The organism is Rhizobium sp. P40RR-XXII (assembly GCF_012641405.1).
In the GTDB taxonomy this organism is placed as follows: domain Bacteria; phylum Pseudomonadota; class Alphaproteobacteria; order Rhizobiales; family Rhizobiaceae; genus Rhizobium.
Window position 1 is genome coordinate 91,289 of record NZ_JABAII010000019.1, and the last position, 19,290, is coordinate 110,578.

General features: G+C 54.9%; 18 protein-coding genes. 8 read left to right on the forward strand and 10 right to left on the reverse strand.

The features are described 5' to 3' along the window. Positions 1-10 precede the first annotated feature (10 nt). From HGP16_RS27670 to HGP16_RS27685, 4 genes are all read right to left on the reverse strand, one after another. Positions 11-388: a type II toxin-antitoxin system VapC family toxin gene (locus HGP16_RS27670; RefSeq protein ID WP_168843165.1), complete on the reverse strand. Its 378-nt coding sequence runs from the start codon at positions 386-388 to the stop codon at positions 11-13. Beyond that, positions 385-669 (reverse strand): type II toxin-antitoxin system Phd/YefM family antitoxin, encoded by a 285-nt coding sequence (locus HGP16_RS27675; protein WP_168843166.1) that lies wholly within the window; start codon positions 667-669, stop codon positions 385-387. Before HGP16_RS27675 ends, HGP16_RS27670 begins: the two co-directional genes overlap by 4 nt. Before the next feature lie 202 nt (positions 670-871). Then, positions 872-1,183 (reverse strand): BrnA antitoxin family protein, encoded by a 312-nt coding sequence (locus HGP16_RS27680; protein WP_168843167.1) that lies wholly within the window; start codon positions 1,181-1,183, stop codon positions 872-874. Next, the gene (locus HGP16_RS27685) at positions 1,164-1,469 is read right to left on the reverse strand and encodes a BrnT family toxin (protein ID WP_168843168.1); all 306 of its coding nucleotides are present in this window, start codon (positions 1,467-1,469) and stop codon (positions 1,164-1,166) included. The genes HGP16_RS27680 and HGP16_RS27685 overlap by 20 nt, the downstream gene beginning before the upstream one ends. Positions 1,470-1,720: 251 nt before the next feature. On the opposite strand from HGP16_RS27685, the gene HGP16_RS27690 reads away from it, so the two are divergent. Beyond that, the gene (locus HGP16_RS27690; protein ID WP_246705602.1) at positions 1,721-2,608 is read left to right on the forward strand and encodes a hypothetical protein; all 888 of its coding nucleotides are present in this window, start codon (positions 1,721-1,723) and stop codon (positions 2,606-2,608) included. Between the two features lie 45 nt (positions 2,609-2,653). Here HGP16_RS27690 and HGP16_RS27695 read toward each other — a convergent pair whose 3' ends face one another. Then, complete coding sequence (locus HGP16_RS27695) at positions 2,654-3,511, reverse strand: hypothetical protein (protein WP_168843169.1); 858 nt, start codon at positions 3,509-3,511, stop codon at positions 2,654-2,656. Between the two features lie 493 nt (positions 3,512-4,004). Here HGP16_RS27695 and HGP16_RS27700 point away from each other — a divergent pair, with 493 nt between their 5' ends. Then, positions 4,005-5,201, forward strand: coding sequence for a helix-turn-helix domain-containing protein (locus tag HGP16_RS27700; RefSeq protein ID WP_168843170.1), 1,197 nt, complete (start codon positions 4,005-4,007; stop codon positions 5,199-5,201). A gap of 93 nt (positions 5,202-5,294) precedes the next feature. On the opposite strand, the gene HGP16_RS27705 is transcribed toward HGP16_RS27700, so the two are convergent. Beyond that, entirely contained in the window at positions 5,295-6,056 is a 762-nt protein-coding gene (locus tag HGP16_RS27705) for a hypothetical protein (RefSeq protein WP_168843171.1), read from the reverse strand. A gap of 116 nt (positions 6,057-6,172) precedes the next feature. On the opposite strand from HGP16_RS27705, the gene HGP16_RS27710 reads away from it, so the two are divergent. Further along, entirely contained in the window at positions 6,173-8,383 is a 2,211-nt protein-coding gene (locus tag HGP16_RS27710) for a hypothetical protein (protein WP_168843172.1), read from the forward strand. 299 nt (positions 8,384-8,682) lie between these two features. On the opposite strand, the gene HGP16_RS27715 is transcribed toward HGP16_RS27710, so the two are convergent. From HGP16_RS27715 to HGP16_RS27730, 4 genes are all read right to left on the reverse strand, one after another. Further along, complete coding sequence (locus HGP16_RS27715) at positions 8,683-9,102, reverse strand: hypothetical protein (RefSeq protein ID WP_168843173.1); 420 nt, start codon at positions 9,100-9,102, stop codon at positions 8,683-8,685. 147 nt (positions 9,103-9,249) lie between these two features. Next, the gene (locus HGP16_RS27720; RefSeq protein ID WP_168843174.1) at positions 9,250-10,668 is read right to left on the reverse strand and encodes a UvrD-helicase domain-containing protein; all 1,419 of its coding nucleotides are present in this window, start codon (positions 10,666-10,668) and stop codon (positions 9,250-9,252) included. Next, positions 10,655-12,409, reverse strand: a complete 1,755-nt coding sequence (locus tag HGP16_RS27725; RefSeq protein WP_168843175.1) for an ATP-dependent nuclease — start codon at positions 12,407-12,409, stop codon at positions 10,655-10,657. The genes HGP16_RS27720 and HGP16_RS27725 overlap by 14 nt, the downstream gene beginning before the upstream one ends. A 341-nt stretch (positions 12,410-12,750) precedes the next feature. Further along, complete coding sequence (locus HGP16_RS27730) at positions 12,751-13,686, reverse strand: LysR family transcriptional regulator (protein ID WP_168843176.1); 936 nt, start codon at positions 13,684-13,686, stop codon at positions 12,751-12,753. Between the two features lie 266 nt (positions 13,687-13,952). Between HGP16_RS27730 and HGP16_RS27735 the strand changes: the two genes are divergently transcribed. From HGP16_RS27735 to HGP16_RS27755, 5 genes are all read left to right on the forward strand, one after another. Beyond that, positions 13,953-14,924: a transporter substrate-binding domain-containing protein gene (locus HGP16_RS27735; protein WP_246705608.1), complete on the forward strand. Its 972-nt coding sequence runs from the start codon at positions 13,953-13,955 to the stop codon at positions 14,922-14,924. Between the two features lie 65 nt (positions 14,925-14,989). Further along, complete coding sequence (locus HGP16_RS27740) at positions 14,990-16,183, forward strand: ABC transporter permease subunit (RefSeq protein ID WP_168843178.1); 1,194 nt, start codon at positions 14,990-14,992, stop codon at positions 16,181-16,183. Then, complete coding sequence (locus HGP16_RS27745) at positions 16,183-17,319, forward strand: amino acid ABC transporter permease (protein ID WP_168843179.1); 1,137 nt, start codon at positions 16,183-16,185, stop codon at positions 17,317-17,319. The genes HGP16_RS27740 and HGP16_RS27745 overlap by 1 nt, the downstream gene beginning before the upstream one ends. Next, positions 17,316-18,101, forward strand: a complete 786-nt coding sequence (locus tag HGP16_RS27750) for an amino acid ABC transporter ATP-binding protein (RefSeq protein WP_205927570.1) — start codon at positions 17,316-17,318, stop codon at positions 18,099-18,101. The genes HGP16_RS27745 and HGP16_RS27750 overlap by 4 nt, the downstream gene beginning before the upstream one ends. A gap of 152 nt (positions 18,102-18,253) precedes the next feature. Beyond that, entirely contained in the window at positions 18,254-19,279 is a 1,026-nt protein-coding gene (locus HGP16_RS27755; protein ID WP_168843180.1) for an asparaginase, read from the forward strand. Positions 19,280-19,290: the final 11 nt, after the last annotated feature.

Sequence of the window (19,290 nt, forward strand, 5' to 3'; positions counted from 1 at the left end):
GCTATTGCCCTCACCAGACCCGTTCGTGCAGCACCATGTCGAAAGCCACGTCCAGCGATACGAAAGCGCAATGTTCCAACCGCGTTTGGGCGGCGAGAATGCGATCCCAGGGATCGCGGTGATCCCAGTCGAAGCTTGCCGCCAGCTCGGCATGCAGATCGCTGATGGCGAGCGTCTGTAGGCCGCTGGCGGTGACGGCGGCGCGCAATTCCTGCGGCTTCAGGTCGAGCTTCTTCAGCCGCATCTTGTTGTCCAGCTCGTAGAAGGAGACGGCGCTGACGAGAACGGTGTTGGACTTGTCCTCGATCAGGCCTCGGGCCGCGTCGGACAGCCGGTTGCTGCCGGTCGTCCACCAGTAGACGGCGTGGCTGTCGAGCAGCACCTTCATGGCTCGCGCTCGGCTGGTCGGCCCTGCCAGATGCCGACATCGTCGTTGAAGTCGCCTGCGTCGATCGCCGCCTGCTCAGTGTCGACATCGTCGAACAGGTTGTCGGGCAGGCCACGCTGGCGCAGCAGGCCGAACGGTCGTTTGCCACCGTCGGCCGGGCCGATGCGGGCGTAGACTTCATTGCCGCGCATGATAACAATTTCTTCACCCTGGTTGGCTCGTTCGAGCACCTCGGCGAAATTCTTGCGCGCTTCGCTGATCTTGTAGCTGGTCTGGGGCATCGTACGCTCCGGGAGTGACTTTTGACGCTAATGTAGCACCGTAAATGCTCGCGTACAAGTCATCTGTACACGTCACTATCGATACTTGAAACCTATCGATGGTCATCGCCCAAGAAAACCACCGCCTGAGCAACGGAAGCGATCATCGACTTCGATTCACTATGAACAAAGAATAACGTTAATTCATATGGTTAACGCCTGCCTATCGCTTGAGCGATGCAAGCATTGCGTGGCGCAAAATGGCGTTGAGCCGCGATTGATAGCCTTTCCCCTCACTGCGCAGCCACGCCAGCACGTCCGAATCGATCCGTACCGTGGTCGAAGTCTTGGTCGGCTTGTAGAACCGGCCCTGGATAGCATTTTTGAAGAACGTGTCGGGCAAAGCCGGGCTGTCACCGAAATCGATGTCGCTGTCCGGCTTGGCGGCCAGCGCTGCGAGTTCTGCCTTCTGCGCCTCGGTCAGGGGCGGCAGATCGGCGAGATCAATGTCATGTTTAACGAGTTTCTTGCTCATAGCGTCGCCTTTCTGATTTCTCGGCCTTGCGGGCCGATATGATGCGGATTACCTCGACGGCATGCCCGTCCTCATCGTCCTCATGGATGGTGTGCGCCACCAGCAGCAGCACGTGCCCTTCGACCATGCCAAGCGTCTGCCAGCGATATTCGCCACCCTCGATCCGATCATGGTGCGAAAGCGCGAAGGGATCGGCGAAAACGCGGATCGCCGTCTCGAAGCTCACGCCATGCTTGCGCACATTGCCGGCCGCCTTGACCGGATCCCATTCGAACCGCGTGTTCATACAATATTGTTACTACAGATTTGTGTTTCAAGAAAGAGATGCTGGAAAGTTCTGCACCATCGCCGCATCCGTGACGCCGGCTCTGCCTATCCGGCCGCGCAGCCTAACGCCAGGCGCTCCTTACGCCTATGAGAAGACCAAGCACTTTTTCTCCACATGCGGAAGGGGACGCTCGACGCCGCCGAATGGTTGAGCAAAGATGAGCTAGGCGAATTGTTGGATGTCTCGTCAGGATCAAACAATGAGGGGCGATGATGAAGAAGATGGAGAAGCCGCCGATTGGACAAAGGCAGGCTAAACGGATCTGCCAAATGTCGGCTGCAAATCGGCTCGCTTTCATTGCCGAGGGTCTACCGATCATTCATGCCAGTGCGATGGGATTTTGGGCTGCCTCCATGGAGCTGCAAGCGAGGCCACGTGAGGCCGAGGTGCTTGCCGGCTTCGCGAAGGCGGAAGCAGCAAAGATACTTATTCTGCTCGATGTCATCCGTTGCCCACCAAAGCGAATCGCAGGCATCCTCGACAGGCAAGTGAAGCGGTTTTATGGGCACCTCGAGCGATTGATTTATGCTCAGCTTGCGGAATGGTGGTTCGTAGATATCGCGGATGTTCGAAAAGCTGTCGAGCCGTTACGCAGGGCGCATGACCTCGAAGGCAATCTGGGTCAATATATCGTCCCCAACAACACGCTCTATTGGCGAGAAAGCAAGCTTTATGCAGATGTCGAGGCATATGAGGACGGCACGCCCCTCTGGAATGCCCCCGTCGCCTATCAAAGCCGCTTGCCGTCACGCATGCCGGCTGTGGTCCAGGTCGTAGATGCAATGGCAGCTTGCGGGATCTTGACCGTTGCCGGGCTCAAGGCCATGTCCGAGATCTGGGGACAGCTTGAGTTTAGGGAGAAGGAAACACTGCAAGACGGGGAGCGTTTGACGCGGGAGCTAATTGCACGGCTGATTGCCGAAGAATTGCCGCGTGAATCCGCAGAGCAAGCTCACGTCGACGCGATCTACAAGCACTGGCCCTTGCCGCTATACAACGTCGAACTCGACGAAATCCCCGTGTCGCTCGAGCAATTGAGGGATGAGCAAGATCGCCTCTTTCGTGCAGAGATCGATAACAGTTCCTGGCGAGAGTGAATTACTTCCCCCGAAAATTGCGCGCTCCGACTGCGACGCCAAACGTTATTTGGTTGCCCGTTGACCTGCAAAATGGCCGCCGTCTGGAACGCGCGCCAGCATAGACAAGATTGAGCGCGTGCCGTGATATATCAGTTGCGCCAGCCTATCGTTTGAAAGAAGGCCGTCGAAAAATGTCGCGTAAGTCGCGAATATAATATCGACGACATCGTTTCTGACCCGATCTGCGCGCACGATGTCTGGTTTACCTTGAGCGATCCAGTCAATGGACCAAACAAAGGTCGCGACAGAATGGCGAAAGAGGTACGTATTCTGGAGTTCGTTCACGCTGCCAATACGCAATGGAGGGGTCGGATGCGATTCCATCGCTTTGAACGCCAATTGCATTATGAACTTCACCGCTTTCTCGATCAGCGTGTCCGGAAATGGTTTACCTAAGCGAATCGCTTTCAGCTCCTCCTCTCGAAACGTCTCCCTCAATTCCTTAATCGCTCCCGGAAGGATCGGCGCACTCGCGAGAATGCGGTCCATTTGCGTATCCGCCACGCGGCCGCTCTCCAGGAGTTGTTTTCGCAGGCCGGCGTCTCCATTTTCCGCGGCTTTTAGCCCACGGCAAAATCTTGGAAAGTCGCGGGTCTGACGCTCATCGATCATCCGCCGCTGCAGCCCTCGCTCCCGTCCTGAAAGCGAGCAGATGTGTCCAGTCGATTTCAGGATGATGATTTGACGTGGAAATTCACTTGCGATCTTCATGGAAGGGAAGATCGATTTCAGGGTATTGCCCTTATATGCCTCCATCGCCGCGTAGTCGTTCAGCACAGCATAGTTGTTCTGAGACGCACTTAAAAAAGCCCGAAGCGTCTCACAGTGCATCGCGTTGCTGTCGACAACCTGTTTTGTCATCTCTTCTTCAACCCTCGCCAAGATAGCACGTCGAACACCTCCGCGGAGCGCAGGCACCGTGAAAATGCGCAACTGTGAATGCCCTTGCCCGGCCGTTAGGTGAGCCAACGCTCAGATCGATCGGGACGCTCATCGTTGAGCCGGTATTGCCACACCGGCCGTGAAGAACAGGTCGCACAACTCGTACCTCGCTGGCGCCATCAATCTCGAATGCTAGATTCGAGATGGTTGTGGCGAGAAAATCAATCGAGCCGAACGTCGGGATCAAGCCCTGCATAGGACGGAATTGAGAGTTCTTTTATTGCAAACATATCGGTACCCTCCCATAGCAAAGTCGTCTTGTTGTTCCGCGACGTCAATTGACGAGTGCTTGCCGCAGCATGTTTCGTAGCCTCCTCGGCTGTTTTGTCCCATTCTGTCGGGTTGCTGTCGTGGCGACAAAGCGCAACGATGGGCAAATTTACGGCTGTGGCAATGAAACGAGGAAAATCTCATGCGACAGACTAAACCCGCAGACAGCAACGACCGCCCGCTTACTGCATCCGAAATCGCGACCTTCGTGCGTGCAAAGCGCGATGCGAATGGTTGGTCTCAGGAAACACTCGCCGAACTATCCGGTCTCAACGTTCGGACCGTTCAGCGGGTTGAGGACGGGCAGCCCAGCAGCACAGACACGCGCAGAGCTATCGCAAGAGCATTCGACTTTTCCGATCTCGACCTTTTCAACAAACCAATGCCGGTCCCAAATGAAGTGCAAATTCGGGAGCTGCTTGATGAATGCGAACGACTGAAGAACGAGCGAGAGCTGCTTCGAGTCAATATGGAGCAGCTTAACAAGCGCGTGGAAACCACGCAAACGATGTTGGACGTGGCTGCCGCCAGAGATGGGCGCTGGCTTCATTTAGTGAGGACCACCATGATGCCGAAGCAACCCGGCCGGGTTCCGTTTCACAATGCGGCAGAAGTCGCACTCCGAGGATATCATTGCAGTATGCGGGAGAAACCGGTGCTCAACCGTGTCACGTGGTCCCCCCTCCCTTACCATGAGAATGGCCTTTGCCGAGGATATCATGCTGGCCTTATCTTGACGGGAAGTCATTTCGCGCCGGGCGTGGCGATTGCTAAGCGCTTTAAGGGTGCGCCAGAAAATGGAGCTCCGGATCTCAGCCAGCTGTGGCAGCAACCTAGCATCTACTTCGGCGACCACCTAGAGCTTGCTGCAAGTGTCGAACCCGATGGTCCGGTTTCCTGGCGCGGAATGGAGTTCTGCGTGCGCGGCCCTGAAGGGCGATTGTCCGAGTGGATCGAATTTTCGTATGTATTCGACGACGACAAGTTGCTGGGCGACGTGATGCGGTACGATAATGAAGGTCGCGCTGCCTTGGACCGTTGTGATTTCGACGCCGCCGTCGAGCCCTTACGCCGCGCAATGGTCATTTCGCGTGGCCTGTTCGGATGGCAGTCAGAAAAGTACAGACAATCTGAAGCGATTTGGAATCTCGCGCTAGACACGGCTGCCCTTAACAGGCTTCGCTTTAGGGAAGGCGCTACACTTAGGATCGTCGCAGGACCGCACGAAGGAAGATCTGGTAAAGTGGAGAAGATACTACTGCGACATTTCCATGCGTATGTAATCAACGTGGGTCAGGAGGAGGTTCAAGCGGCCGACAATCAAGTCGAGTGTACATGATGATAGAGCCAGCATCATCCCATTTGCGGTCATTATTCCCGCTCCGAGGTCACCTAGCGGCCCTGGGAATCAGGCGCCAACGAGAAACACATTTCACTCTTCTGCGAAGACAGAGTTGAGAAAAGCAATCACGTAACCGGCCTTAAGGATTTGGAATGTGGTTTTTCCACCTCGCACAATCAGACCGGCAAAGTAGGCGCGGGGGTGCCCACTTTCTAGCTGGATCACGAAGGCCGATCCCCCACTCATGCCGTCAGGATGAACTTCAAGGGGCTGCACGGCCTGCACAGTAAGCAACGCTTGGTCGCTCGGTTGCGAATATGGTTGGCAAACAACATTGCGCCGCGCCAAACCGAGGTGATTGTTTTCGTGAACGTCATATTCCTGATCTATTGTGGGATATCCGCTTAAGAGCAGCCCCAGAACTTGAGCATTCAAGACGTCGGGCGGTCCGCTCAGCAAATCGAAAAACCGTTTCTTAAACTCCGGGCGGTCTGCGCATGGTTCGGTAAAATCGAACGCGGCGATATCGTACGCATCTGTATCCGGATGCGGGCCATAACCACGTACCCCTCCCGATGTGATTATATGGCTGCCCGAATCGGTCAGCATCGCCACTTGGCGCGGATCGAAATTGCGCAGCTGATGTTGGGTGGTGAGAAGAATTTCTCGACCTTGAAAGCGAACAGCTGTTGCGGACCCCACCAGAGAGACTTTGAATAGCTCGTCATCGTTGTTGATTACGAGGTTGAGAGCGTGGCGGGAGAGAACACTTTCGATCGAGCGACCAGGAATGACAAGGTTATTTACCTGGACGCCGTGGGCGGAGAATTGACGGAGGATCGAATTAGGCATTTGATTTTCAATAGTTGAATGTGCTCCGATGAAGGCAGAACTTTTCGGTCTTCCGTCGAACTGTACAGCTTTTCCAGGCAGGAAAGGCAGTTATTTTGCACGATCTGGGAGAAGAAATGCAGGCCTTCCCACTCGATCCTAGCATTCGCTTTATCATCCCCGTGCCTGACGGAGAACCAGAGAAAGCGTCGCCTTTTCAGGGGTTCGCTGTGAGCCTCTGTTTGAACTCGCGGTTGATGCGGCTCGCTGCCAAGTTACCTTCAAATGTGTTCGACCTCTCTGAAGACGGACGGAAGACCTTCGCTGCCCGCCGCATGTGCGGTGTCAATCCGATCTACGTACTGCCGATGTCACCGGGGGCTATCCGGTCGCTGGAGCCGGAGGTTTTCGCACCTTTCAATGTCCTTCTTCTGCCCGATGACCAGCATGCCGATGATTATCGAGATTGGGCAAATGCCTGTGCGATCGCTCCTTTACTGGTCGCCAAAAGCGGCGGTGACGTTCGGCCCGCCGACCTCTCGCCCGAGGCTTTGCGAGCTTTCTGTCTGGCAGTTTGTGACCTGCTGTCGGAGCAGGTCATTGCGCAGGACATCGATGACGCAAGGTGTGCACTGCATGATCGGTTTGAACCAGTCTCGCGCCAGCTCGATTATGGTCTCGAGGGTCATGCCACAATCACGCCCAATCTAATGGTGCTGCACGCGCTCGGGTATCGCGATATCGGCGTCAAACCGTTCAAAGACATCGGGAACGGCATCGCCCCGTATGTTCGTCAAATTGTTGCGACGTGCGAGACGATCTTCTCCGAGCGAGGGTCGATCGACACGAGCGGCGGATCGCATGAATACCCTCACTTTCCCGATCTCAACCTGTTTGCTCCGGCGATGTATGCACACGTGGCGACGATGCGTGCTCCCGATAAGGTGGTTGGCGCCGAGAAGCGGGCTTTTTTCACCGTACGGGATATGCTGGTCGGACAGACAGGTTATGGCTTCTCGGCAACGACCGTTCATCAAGAAGAGGTCATGTTCGGCGCCAGCCTCGCCGACATTGGCGCCGGAAAAGCCAAAGCGTCCCCACATCCGATGATGCACATTAGACAGTTGGAACTGGCTCTTGCGACTGATGCGGTCGCGACATTCGCTGCATCTCACCTTGCCGCAACCATCCGGCTTCCCAATGCAGTCAACACGACTTTCAAATCAGTGCGCGCATTCGCCTCCGGGCGACGCGGTGACGAGACACACTCAAAAAAGCGGCTCGACGCGTTTCGCCAAGTCCAGCAGGCCATCGACAGCGCGGTTCCGGCAGGTTTCCTTTCAATTATTCGTCAGTCGCGCGATGGGATCAGGATTATTGCCGACGCCCATCTGGAATGGCTGAGCGTTGACGGACTACCCTTGTGCATTCGCAAGAATGTCTCGAGACTTCCTGCTACACCAGGCAATCTTTTGATCGACCAGCTTGCGCCGCTACCGCTTCTTCGCCTTACTCCGGAAAGCTTTCGCAAGGTTCTGATCATCAGTGCCCTCAAGCGAACCGATCCGATCCGTCCGATGTTCGAGATGGCCTTTGAGGGATTTAGCGAACAATGGGAAGATCGCATCGAGATCGAGGTTGTCGAGGTCACGAGCGCCGACGAGCTTGTCGATGCCCTCAACGCCTTTGACGGACCACTCGTTATTTTCGACGGCCATGGAAGTCATCGGGAAGAGAAGGCCGGAACGCTTCATCTCTACGACGAGGCGTGTGACGTCTGGCTATTGCGCGGGCGGATCCACAGGCCGCCGCCCATCGTTATTCTTAGCGCTTGCGACACGCACGCCGCAGCGCGAAATCATGCAACGACTGCGAACGGTTTTCTGGCGATCGGGTCGCGCGCCGTTTTGGGTTCCGTCTTTCCGATCGGGGGGCGTGATGCGGCTATCTTGGCGGCCCGGCTGATCTTCAGAATCTCCCATTTTCTGCCGGCGGCAATTTCCGTTTTTGGCCGCGCGCTTTCGTGGACAGAAGTCATTTCGGGAATGCTGCGCATGCAGCTCCTCACAGATTTTCTAAGATTGCTCGAACAAGAGAAGCTGATCGACCAAGAGGCCTACTTCCATATCCATATGGAAGGCAATCTTGCCATTAATGGCGGCGCTCCATCGCCGTTTGAGGATGTTATCGACCTATTGGAGACGGCGGGACTTTCCCGGGAGGGGGCGAAAGCGAAGCTCGATATGGCCCTCGCAAACTCGGACGTGCTTTCCTATGTGAACATCGGTCGCCCCGAAACCATCCTGATCGATTCCCGCGATCGTGACGAAACCGATGATCAGTCGTGACGTCGAGTGCCATATCAACCACCAGTCAAGTGGGAGCTACAGGGCGATCCGGTGGACACCGCCCTTTTAGACGTCAACGCGCGGATACCAACTTGAGGGCGTTATCTATATTCACGGCGTTGTAGGCAAGGGCTGGGAGGATGAAAACGGGCCAATCAAGCTGGCTATGGGTCCATGCTTGCACCGTCGCTTGGGCTATCCGGCCTCTGAATAACCAGTCGCTCCTCGATCTGTCTAAGCTCGATTACTACGGCATACCCAAACTTTTTACAGCTGATGCTTGATCGAGAGAATTTGAACTAGCCCGACATTGCTTGGGTTGCGCCACCGATTAAGCCACCGACAAACGATCCGATCTTGGTGTAGACGGACGCTTCGAGCTCACCCTTGACGCTCACCTTTTTCTCGATGCTCTCACCGAGATCGGGATCGTTAGGCTTAGTCTGCACGATTGAAACGCCCTTGGATGTGAGTTGCACACCATTGAAAGCGTAACCGCCGTCGAACTCTTGAATACGGCGAACGCGGATTAGTCCTTCGTCTTTCATCCAGTAGAGAACGTCGGCAAAAGTTCGCAGCACCTCTTCTTCATCGCCAATGCGATGGGTCATGATGTCCATGGCATCTGACGGATCGAAATCGACACGTGAAAGTCCCGCGTTCACTAGGTATGAGAGAATTCGCCCCATGGTTTGGTAGTGGTACTCGATGGTGGACATGAAGCTCGCTATCTTTGTTAGCCGTTGAGTTTAGAAAAATCATACGCGAAAAGCTCCGCATTGTAAGTATGAGTGAACGCTAGAGTTGTTAAATTCATTTGTCTTGAATAATCATTGGACGCAAATGTCCATTTGCAAATTTGAGGGCTATGAAGGTTGAAATTTCATATGCTCGGTAACGATATCGATCCGCAGCGACGCACGCGTCAGAGCTACGTAGGCATCTTCTTTGGTCATCGGGTGAGATAAGAATACGACGGAGTTTTCGTATTCAAGGCCCTTTACCAGAAGTGTGCTGGTGACAATTTTGTAGCCGTGGCGACGTCCAACGTGTCTACGGCGCTCTTGAATATGCCATGCGCAATCAAGGAGTGTCGGATGTTCGGATAGGATTCGGCTGGCTAAACTGTCTTTCAGCGCGAAAAGCAGTTCGCTGCGGAACGCTTGGCCTACCTTTCGAAATTCATCAATCAAGATGGTAAGCGGCTCCAGATGGTCATCGTTGATAATCTGGAGCGCCGCTGCCTCTCTCACCGAGAGAGGTTTTGTGATCCTTTTGCCTTTGTGAATATCTTCGACTCTGCGAAGAAAGGGTGTTGGTCGAACCCCTACAATGCTCTTGCTCAAGAATGTTACGAAATACCGTAGCCGGGGAAACCCCGTTGTCGCTTCAATCTTCACGCAGGCTTCCTGTAGCCCTTTGCACTCAATCGTTTCAACGTTTTGGGCGCGGACGCGTTTCGCCAAGGCCGCGCGCTGGTTTTCGCTCCCCTTGGTTCCGACTATCACGAGACGATTGGTAGGCGAGGGGGAGATCGCATTGCAGGCTTTTGCTTCCAGCTTGCGGACAAGTGCCTGATTCTTGACATGGTGGACGCGGATACACGATGGCACCGTCTGAAGATCAATAGCTCTTCCGGCCAGAAGGTCGTCGCGAGTGGCCCTCAGCCATTTGGCGAGGTCGTGGTTTCCTAATTTTTTCCATCGCCAGGGCGTCTTTAGCTCATCGACCTGAGGGAATGTCGGCAGCACGTCAACGGTCCAATCGACAACTGCCTCTGACCCAAAGTCGAAAATTCCTTGCAAGGGATCGCCGAAGACTATCACAGGAACTGTACGGGAAAGTTCTTTGATGATCTCATGTTGGCTGACCGTACAATCCTGATATTCGTCCACCAGCACCATGGAGTACGAGGCCTTCACCACCACGTCCAAGGTACCCGACGTGAGAAGCTGCCGCGCGGCTAGATAGACCGTGGGCCATTGGTTGCCGCGCGGTGTGGTGATCGACGGAATGCCTGAGGCTTTTGGAAAAGATGATGCGTACCGAAGCGCCCAGGCTGCAATTGTATCCAATTGATATCGTTCTGGTCTGACCCCCTTCGATTTCAGGCGCGACTTGAGCGCCTCAACACCGGCCAGCGTGTGCGTGAGTAACAGGCATCGACCTGTGGTGTTCGCCACTATTTCAGCTATTGTTTCGGTCTTACCGTAACCGGCCGGAGCTATTACGGAGCCGCTTGTTTGTGCCGAGACTGCTTCGGCTATGGCCTCAGGGACGGGCATCGATCCATGCTCGTATTGCCGTTATTACCGTTTCAAATTCCGGCTTGCTTTCTGCAAGATATGGTCCCACCACGGTCTGCGCAATCGTATCGGCCTTCTCTATGTCTTTGAACCAGGCGCGGTGGCGTTCGCCATCTTTGTCAATCTTGCCCTTGGCTCGATCTGCGAGGGCGTCACGTAGCACTTTGTCGCCAAGCGCCTTGCGGATGCTATCCGTGTCGGGAAATTGCTCAGCCTTGGATCGATCTTTGTTGGCGGCCGCTTGTATCGCAGCTGGGCTGATAATTGTGAGAGTGTAATCAAATAGAGCTTCCACGGCCTTTAAGGGCAATTCGTGAAAAAGGACATCCTCCGTTGCGTAACTCTGTCTCCATCGAAATATAGGAATTTTGACATTTGCGAGCTTGCCGAGGATTTCCTTGTCGTCAGGTTCCCGGTCGGAATCGATGAGCAGCGCCACATCATATCCTAGGGAAAAGAAATGACCCGCCAGTGCGGGAGCTTGGTCGATTCCGCCTCCGTCCACTAGCGCAATGCCCTTCAGGGCGAGAGTATCCTTTCCCGCTGAGGACCAGAAATCATCCAGTCCTCTCAACAGGCCGACTTCCGTTTTGCCTTCGCATATCAGTATCGTCGGTGCCAAATACGCCTCGGGCATGGACCGCGGCGGCGCTTGGGGGTCCAGCCGTGAATACTTTTTGTTTGCGGCACGGATCTCAACCTTGCCATCCGCTAAACGTCGAACAACGTGCAAATCATCGACTTTCAGCTCCCGAATGACGACGGGCGAATGCGAGGTCAAGAATACTTGGGGACTTGCACGGTCTTTCGACTTGAGATGCTTCAACAGGCGCACAATTCTGTACGGTTCAAGACCATGTTCCACCTCGTCAATGATTGTTAAGCAGGATGACGCCCTGGAAAAATCCTGTAGTGCGGCGACCAGCAGCCGTGATGATCCCAAGCCCATAACGCGCAAGGGTATCTCTCCATTATGGATCGCGATGCTGCCGTTAGTAACGGAGAGACCATCGACATCCAAACCGGCTGTTAGTGTTTCCGGAAGTGCCATCCCGACCTTAGCGGCCGCTTTGGAAACATTGGTCAGGCTATTCTTGAAGAGGTTGGCTGCTTCTTCCTTGAAGTGGGTACGGGCCAATCTTCCTGCACGGGCCAGAATATCTTTTGTTCCTGCTGTTCCTTCGCTCATTCGGGTCAGCGTCGAATTGCGGCCCCAGCTCAGATGGTGATCGGCATAAACCCCCAGTCGTGCGGGTGCGACCTCAGTTCGATGTGAATAGCTCAAAGCTCGTTCTTTTAGATCGCCGGACGTGACGCGGTCATTGTGAAGGCCCCATTTGCCCTCCAGGGATTCATCTATCGTGAGGCGGATCGAGAGGGCAGGCATTCCGTGTTCCGGTAATGGCAATTCATCAACGAGTTTTTTGTCGTTGAGGAAACCTCGGAGATAATGGCCATAGTGTTGATCGGACGTGAATTCCTTGGGAAGGTCGATTAGGGTAACTGTAATGACGGCGGGGTTAGCGTGGTCGCTCTGATAGAAATCAAGATCATCGAAATTTAGCGTGTGGCGAGGTGATAACGCCAATTCAACAGCATCAAGGATCGTTGTCTTGCAAGAGTCGCCCGGTCCAATCAGGCAATTTACGCCGGGTTCTGGCGCCCACTGAAATAGTTTGATTCCGCGAAAGTTTTCAATTTCAATCAGGCCGATGCGCATATGTTAATTTCCGTGATGATTTAACGCGGTTTTGCATGTGGCACGGATCCAGAAAACACTTAGCATAATCAATCGTTTCAAATGGTTGAATTTTCATAGCTGGCTCAGCACGAAACGAAAGTGCGGATCAAAATCTCGCGCAACTCAACAGCCTGACCTTCATATCGATACGTTGAAGGCGAAGAGCAGGAATTTTCACTGATTTGGCACCCCGGCGACTTCATCTTGACAAATCAGCGACTGACGCAGTGGTTGGTTCGGCGACTTACTTGACCTCGGAACGGTAAATATGGGCCAAGAGAGGTCGTCTAATGGGATCGGAAGTAGTCTACGTCCCGGTTTCATGTTGCGATCGCCCCGCCGCTTTCGATCGAAATAATCGGCAATGTTGCCGCGTGCTTGCGAAGCGCCTCGATTAAGATTTTGAGCGCTGGTCTCCTCGATTCACCTTTGCGAATTGCAAGGAGGATCGATCTCTTCATGGGGGGATCAAATTGACGCGCGACGATTTCGTGGCGGTGCCGCAACACTCTGATCTGAGGCAAGATGGAGATCGCGCTCCGCCCCGCAACCATAGCACAAATGACATCGAATGCGTCGAACCTTCCTATAATTTTGGGCTCGAAGCCGCGACTTTTGCAGATCTCAAAAATCGTGTCTGAGAACGTGTTGGGCCGCGTATCGATTGCCCAAAACTCATCTCGAAGATCCGTGATCCGGATCTTTCTTTTAGTAGCCAATGGATGAGACTTGGCGAGAACGGCCACGATCGTATCTTCGTAAATAGAGAAAGTTTCGAGGGCCTCTGGACTCTTATCCTGCTTGAGCGTCAGATCGTCGACAATCGCGAGATCGACCTGCCAACTTCGCAAAGATGCTAGACTTACTAGAGGTTCCATCTCGATCGCTGAGACGACTAGATCTGGAAAATCAATCTGCAATTCCCGCAGCGTCCCCGGCAGCAGGCTCGCAGCGATGGAAGGGAACGACGAGAGCGTCAGCTCACCAGCAACGATCCGCTTTATCTCGGCCAGCTCGGTTTTTGCTTCTTCCAGCACATTCAGTAGTCTCTCGGTGTGCCGTATCAAAACCTGGCCCGCTGGAGTAATCCTGACGCCGCGGCCGCGGCGCTCCACCAGCGCCACGCCCACCTCTTCCTCAAGCATGGAAATCTGCTGGGAAACCCCGGAGGGCGACAGTCCTACCGCCTCTGACGTGGCCGCCATGGTTCCTCGGATTGCAAGTTCCCTAAGGGTTTTTAGTCGCTGAGTGTCCATAGTTCGATTGGCCTAACCGGTTCCGTAATCGACAGCATATCGCATTCAACAGTTTTTCAAATGGAATACTTGAAATCATTTAACTGGACTGATGTTTTGAGTCAAACTACGCTCAAAATGCAGGTGTTGGATAAGAAAAAGAAGCGACACGACGCCCAAATTCGCTTGCAAATCATCATCGCCGGATAGGCTCCGGGTGACCAATGGGGAACAAAATGAAGATAGCACTCAGCATTGCCGCCGCCGCCGTTTCACTTTTCGCCGCCATGCCAGCGAGCGCCAGCGTGCTCGATACCGTGAAACAACGCGGCACTCTAAATTGCGGAACCGACAATACAGCTCCCGGCTTCGGATATTTGAATACGAAAACCGGCAAGATGGAAGGTTTCGACGTCGATTTCTGCCGCGCGATTGCCGCCGGCGTTCTCGGTGACGCCACCAAAGTCAACTACGTTGTCGTTACCGACAAGAGCCGCTTCACGGCGCTTCAGACCGGACAGGTTGATGTCGTGTTCGCGCATACGACCATGAAGCCGGCTCGCGAGTCCGCAATCACGATCGACTTTCTACCGATCACATTCTGGGACGGGACGGGAGCCATGGTCAAGGCCGCCTCCAAGGTCACAAAGTTCGATGATCTCGCAGGCGCGAGCCTTTGCACAACGCAAGGGTCGGGAACTGAAGCTTTGCTCGCCAGCCTTGTGAAAGAACGAGGCTGGACGAACAAGGTACTCACCTACGAAAATCTGGAAAAACTCTTCGGCGCCCTCGGGAGCGGGCGTTGCGACGCTATGATAACCGACAAGACGGCGCTCGCCGCATGGCGCGGCAACTCTGCCAAGCCGGATGACTACTTCATTCTGCCGGAAATGCTCGAAAAGTCTCCATTCGCCGGATTCGTCGTCGCAAACGATTCTCGCTGGCGGAACGCTCTGCGCTGGATCACCTTTGCGATGATTCAGGCGGAAGAAGACGGCTTGACGTCGGCCAAAGTTGACGAAGCCAAGACGTCGTCCGACCCGGTGATGAAACGGTTTCTCGGCCTCGATGGCACGTTCGGCGCAGACTTCGGAATTCCCGCAGATTTCGTCGCGCAGGTTGTCAAGCAGGTCGGCAACTACGGAGAAGTCTACGATCGCAATCTCGGCCCCAAAACTCCGTTTTACATCGACCGGAAAGGCACTCCGAATGCCCTTTTTAAAGACGGCGGCACGATGATTTCTCCGCTCTGGAACTGATAGTATAGTGCGGCCGGTAACGGCCGGCCGCATATCTCCATGGCTTTCACTAAAGGGAGCGTCAAATGATGGCCGCAAGCACAATCGATGCGCCCGCTCAATTCGACCGGCAAGCGCTTAGAGCTCGGGCAATTCGAAAAAAACTAACGCAGTTAGCAATCGTCGGCGCGGCGATCGGTATTTTGTTTGGCCTTGGATATGCGTTGCGAGCGAGCCTTGCTGCCAGGGGCATTGCGTTCAGCTTCGACTACCTTTCGGCGGCGGCGGGTTTTGAGATCAGCGAGGGGTTTACTTATAGCTTTTCCGATCCTTTTGGGTTGGTGACATTCTCATCTGAGATGAGTAATGCGCAAGCGCTATTCGCCGGGCTAATGAACACGCTTAAGGTCGCCGTCCTCGCGATCCTGTTTGCCACGATAATTGGTGTGATGCTCGGCGTCGGCAGGCTATCGACGAACTGGCTGATCCGCCAGATCTGCTTCTATTTCGTCGAGTTCGTCCGCAACACGCCTTTGCTGATCCAGTTGACATTCTGGTATGTCGCCGTGATCCTCCAGTTTCCGCCCATTGCAGGAGCGCCGCATCTTCTTGGTACCATCCTAAGCCAACAAGGCGTCTGGATTCCGGGCCTTGTGGCGACTCAGAGCACGACCGGCTCCTCGATAATCCTCTTCCTTTCAGCTTTAGTCATGCTCGCGTGCAATTTCGTCTCAACCCGAAACGGCTTCCGTATTGCCTGTCTTGTAATTGGTTTACTGCTGCTGGCCGCTGCGCTGTATCTCGGGTTTCGATTGTCTATCGAATTTCCTGAAGTCGGGCGGTTTAGGGCATCTGGCGGATTTTCGCTGTCGCCGGAATTCACTGCAATCCTGATCGCGATTTCCATCAACAGCTCCGCTTATCTCGGAGAGGTGGTGCGCGGAGCAATCGAGAGTTTGCCGAAGGGTCAGTGGGAGGCAGCGGAGTCGTTGGGGTTCTCCCGGAGCGAGACCATCAAGGACATCGTACTTCCGCAGGTGTTCCGCGTCGTTCTTCCGTCCTTTGGGAACCAGTACATTGGTCTGGCCAAGAATACGTCTCTTGGCATCGCGATTGGGTTTCCTGATCTCTTCAATGTGTACGGCACCGTCGCAAACCAGACTGGCCGAAGCCTTGAAGGCGTGATTATCGTCATGCTGGTCTATCTCTTCCTCAGCCTCACGATCAGCGCCGTCACGAACGTGCTCAATGCGCGCATGCAAATTCCGGGAGCACGATAATGCACGCCACGACGACCCTGAAATGGCTTCGTCTCAATCTTTTCGCCAAGCCGTTCGACACTGCCTTGACGATCATTGTCATACCCGTGGCGATCTGGATTGCTTACGCATTCCTGGCCTGGGTTCTGACGGGCGCAGACTGGAGTGTTATCCAGTCGAGCGCGAAGGTTCTCATGACCGGGGTATTTCCCGATGGTGAGCTATGGCGTGCCTGGTTTGCGACCGGGTGCCTTTCACTGATCTTCGCCACTGTCAGTGCCACGGCAATTCCATTCCAGACGCGCCGCTTGGTTGTCGTAGCAATCGGATTCGGGTTCATCACAGTGCTCGCCGCATATGTTTCCATTGGAGCTGCGGTCAAAACGTTGCTCGTAGCTGCGATTTACGTTTCAGGATGGATCGCGGGATCGAAACTTCCCACAATCAAAGCCCATACAGGCAAGCTATCAACGGCATTATTAGGGCTTACAGTAATCGTTTTGGCGCCAGTAGGTCCCTCCACTTGGGGTGGCCTGTTGCTCTCGGTCATCCTGACGATTTTCGCAGCTGCGCTGACCATCCCGATCGGAATCCTGCTGGCTTTCGGCCGCCAGAGCAAGATTGGTAGCATTCGAGTCCTATGCACCGGCTACATCGAACTCATGCGCGCTGTTCCGCTGATCCTGATCGTCTTTTGGATCTGGATCGCCCTCCCACTGCTGCTGCCTAGCGTACACATCCCTGACGTCATCCGCGGTCTTCTTGGCTTCGTAATTTTCTACTCGGCTTACGCGGCCGAATTTATCCGCAGCGGCTTGCAGGCAGTCCCACGTGGACAGACTGAGGCCGCAGACGCTCTCGGCTTCAGTGACGCCGATATGAAGCTATTGATCGTGCTGCCACAGGCGATGCGCGTTGCTCTGCCTGGATTGGTTGGCAACATCCTCGATATCTTCAATTACGCGCCCCTCGTTTTCATTATTGGCCTGACGGATTTTCTCAGGGCGGGCCAGATGATCTTGGCAAATCCTCAAAACAGCGGGCAAACCTATGAAATCTATGTGTTTCTCTTCGCAGTGTATTTTGCGATCGGAAGTATCATCACTTTCATGGCGCGCCGTCTCGAACAGCAGCTCGGTAAAGGAGCAAGCCGATGAACAACATATCCGCGACAAAGACGAATGAGCCGATAGTAAGGGTCGAACGCCTCAACAAGTATTATGGGACGTTCCATGTCCTCAAGGATGTCGACCTATCTGTCGGAAAAGGCGAGGTCATCGTTGTAATCGGAGCGAGTGGCTCTGGAAAGTCGACTCTCATCCGTTGCGTCAACGGTCTCGAGCAGTATCAGAGCGGAAATCTGATGGTCGATGGGTTCCGCATGCCAATGGCGGAAGAGCGCGCCGTTGGCGACGACAAGGCCCTGCAAGAGATCCGCAAGGGCGTTGGGATGGTCTTCCAGCAGTTCAACCTGTTCCCGCACATGACCGTGCTGGAAAATATCGCTTTGCCCCCCATCAGAGTGCGAAAGCAGTCGCGAAAAGACGCCGAAGCGAAGGCCTTGCGACTCCTTGACCGCGTCGGTCTGAGCGACCAAGCGCACAAATATCCTGCAGCATTGTCTGGGGGGCAACAGCAACGAGTGGCGATTGCTCGATCCCTCGCGATGGATCCGCACATCATGCTCTTCGATGAACCGACGTCCGCGCTCGACCCTGAAATGGTGGGTGAGGTCTTGGACGTGATGCGCGAGCTGGTTGCCGAAGGGATGACGATGATGATCGTCACCCACGAAATGGGGTTTGCGCGGGAAGTCGCGGACCGCGTGGTCTACATCGATCATGGACGTATCACCGAAATCGGAGAGCCGAACAGCTTCTTCGACAACCCGCAGCACGAGCGCACGAGAACCTTCCTGTCTCGCATTCTTAGACACTGATCTGCAGAGGGCATCGCGATGTGGGGCCAAGCTGATTTGGGCGATGCGTCCATGCGACAAGCATCCAGGAACTTACAGAACCGAACCTCCGCAACGTCCCTGACAAAGCGGTCGTCTCTCAACTTATCGCTCAGTGCCGAGGAACATGGAAGATGAAGAACGTGGTTGGATTTGGCCATGCATCGGTGCGCATCGACGACCCCAAGTTGGTTGTAGTCCTGGCGACGGGTGGCACCATTGCCCAGGACGGAGCGCGAACGGCGACCATTGGGGTTGAGACACTACTGCAATTGAGTGGTATCGATCGGGAAGTTGAATGCCTTCAGCTCATGCAAGTAACAAGCCCGAACATTCGTCCCGAACATTGGCTTGTTCTTGCCGAGCAGGTGGCTATTGTCGCCGCGCGACCGGATGTGTCGGGCGTCGTCATCACACACGGGACTGATACGCTCGAGGAAACGGCATTCTTCCTTGATCTCACCTATCGCGGGACGAAGCCGATCGTTATCGTTGGCGCCATGCGGCCGTCGCACAGTCTCGAAAGCGACGGGCCACTGAATTTGCGGCATGCGATTATGTTGGCGCGATCTCCGGAGGCTCGTAACCGAGGCGTGCTGACTGTCCTTAACGCTCGAGTACAGGCTGCCAGGGATGTTACAAAGCGTCATAGCGTGGACGTCGATGCCTTCGACAGCCCTAACATCGGTGACGTGGGTGCGATCGAAAATGACAAGCCCCGTGTCGCCGCCCCGTTAGACGCTTTGCCCCACTTCTTGTTGCCGAGCGCCTTGCCGCCGATCCCAGTCATCTATGCTTACGCCGGCCAAGAGCCCGAAACCTTGTCCTTTCTCGCCTCCGCCAGACCGCCCGGCCTTGTTTTTGCTGGAACCGGCGGCGGGAGCATTCCGGACGCAATTCTGCCAACAGTCCAGCGGGCAGCCCAGGAGGGGACAATAGTCGTGAGGTCGTCGCGCACTGGAGCTGGCGCCGTAGCGCGCAATGCCGAGGTTGACGACGACGCCAACGGCTTCGTTGCTGCTGGGACGTTGAACCCTCAGAAGGCGCGCGTTCTTCTGATGCTGTGCGTTGCCGCGGGATTTGACACACGCAGGACCCAGGAGATGTTCGCGAAATGCAGCGGCGCGACTGAATTTTCAACGACCGGTGCAACAAGATAGCGTGGGAACGC

What these genes read in the sequence shown, in the direction of transcription:
- HGP16_RS27670 (WP_168843165.1), bottom strand. Translation starts at nt 388, where the DNA reads ATGAAGGTGCTGCTCGACAGCCACGCCGTCTACTGGTGGACGACCGGC.
- HGP16_RS27675 (WP_168843166.1), bottom strand. Translation starts at nt 669, where the DNA reads ATGCCCCAGACCAGCTACAAGATCAGCGAAGCGCGCAAGAATTTCGCC.
- HGP16_RS27680 (WP_168843167.1), bottom strand. Translation starts at nt 1,183, where the DNA reads ATGAGCAAGAAACTCGTTAAACATGACATTGATCTCGCCGATCTGCCG.
- HGP16_RS27685 (WP_168843168.1), bottom strand. Translation starts at nt 1,469, where the DNA reads ATGAACACGCGGTTCGAATGGGATCCGGTCAAGGCGGCCGGCAATGTG.
- HGP16_RS27690 (WP_246705602.1), top strand. Translation starts at nt 1,721, where the DNA reads ATGATGAAGAAGATGGAGAAGCCGCCGATTGGACAAAGGCAGGCTAAA.
- HGP16_RS27695 (WP_168843169.1), bottom strand. Translation starts at nt 3,511, where the DNA reads ATGACAAAACAGGTTGTCGACAGCAACGCGATGCACTGTGAGACGCTT.
- HGP16_RS27700 (WP_168843170.1), top strand. Translation starts at nt 4,005, where the DNA reads ATGCGACAGACTAAACCCGCAGACAGCAACGACCGCCCGCTTACTGCA.
- HGP16_RS27705 (WP_168843171.1), bottom strand. Translation starts at nt 6,056, where the DNA reads ATGCCTAATTCGATCCTCCGTCAATTCTCCGCCCACGGCGTCCAGGTA.
- HGP16_RS27710 (WP_168843172.1), top strand. Translation starts at nt 6,173, where the DNA reads ATGCAGGCCTTCCCACTCGATCCTAGCATTCGCTTTATCATCCCCGTG.
- HGP16_RS27715 (WP_168843173.1), bottom strand. Translation starts at nt 9,102, where the DNA reads ATGTCCACCATCGAGTACCACTACCAAACCATGGGGCGAATTCTCTCA.
- HGP16_RS27720 (WP_168843174.1), bottom strand. Translation starts at nt 10,668, where the DNA reads ATGCCCGTCCCTGAGGCCATAGCCGAAGCAGTCTCGGCACAAACAAGC.
- HGP16_RS27725 (WP_168843175.1), bottom strand. Translation starts at nt 12,409, where the DNA reads ATGCGCATCGGCCTGATTGAAATTGAAAACTTTCGCGGAATCAAACTA.
- HGP16_RS27730 (WP_168843176.1), bottom strand. Translation starts at nt 13,686, where the DNA reads ATGGACACTCAGCGACTAAAAACCCTTAGGGAACTTGCAATCCGAGGA.
- HGP16_RS27735 (WP_246705608.1), top strand. Translation starts at nt 13,953, where the DNA reads ATGCCAGCGAGCGCCAGCGTGCTCGATACCGTGAAACAACGCGGCACT.
- HGP16_RS27740 (WP_168843178.1), top strand. Translation starts at nt 14,990, where the DNA reads ATGATGGCCGCAAGCACAATCGATGCGCCCGCTCAATTCGACCGGCAA.
- HGP16_RS27745 (WP_168843179.1), top strand. Translation starts at nt 16,183, where the DNA reads ATGCACGCCACGACGACCCTGAAATGGCTTCGTCTCAATCTTTTCGCC.
- HGP16_RS27750 (WP_205927570.1), top strand. Translation starts at nt 17,316, where the DNA reads ATGAACAACATATCCGCGACAAAGACGAATGAGCCGATAGTAAGGGTC.
- HGP16_RS27755 (WP_168843180.1), top strand. Translation starts at nt 18,254, where the DNA reads ATGAAGAACGTGGTTGGATTTGGCCATGCATCGGTGCGCATCGACGAC.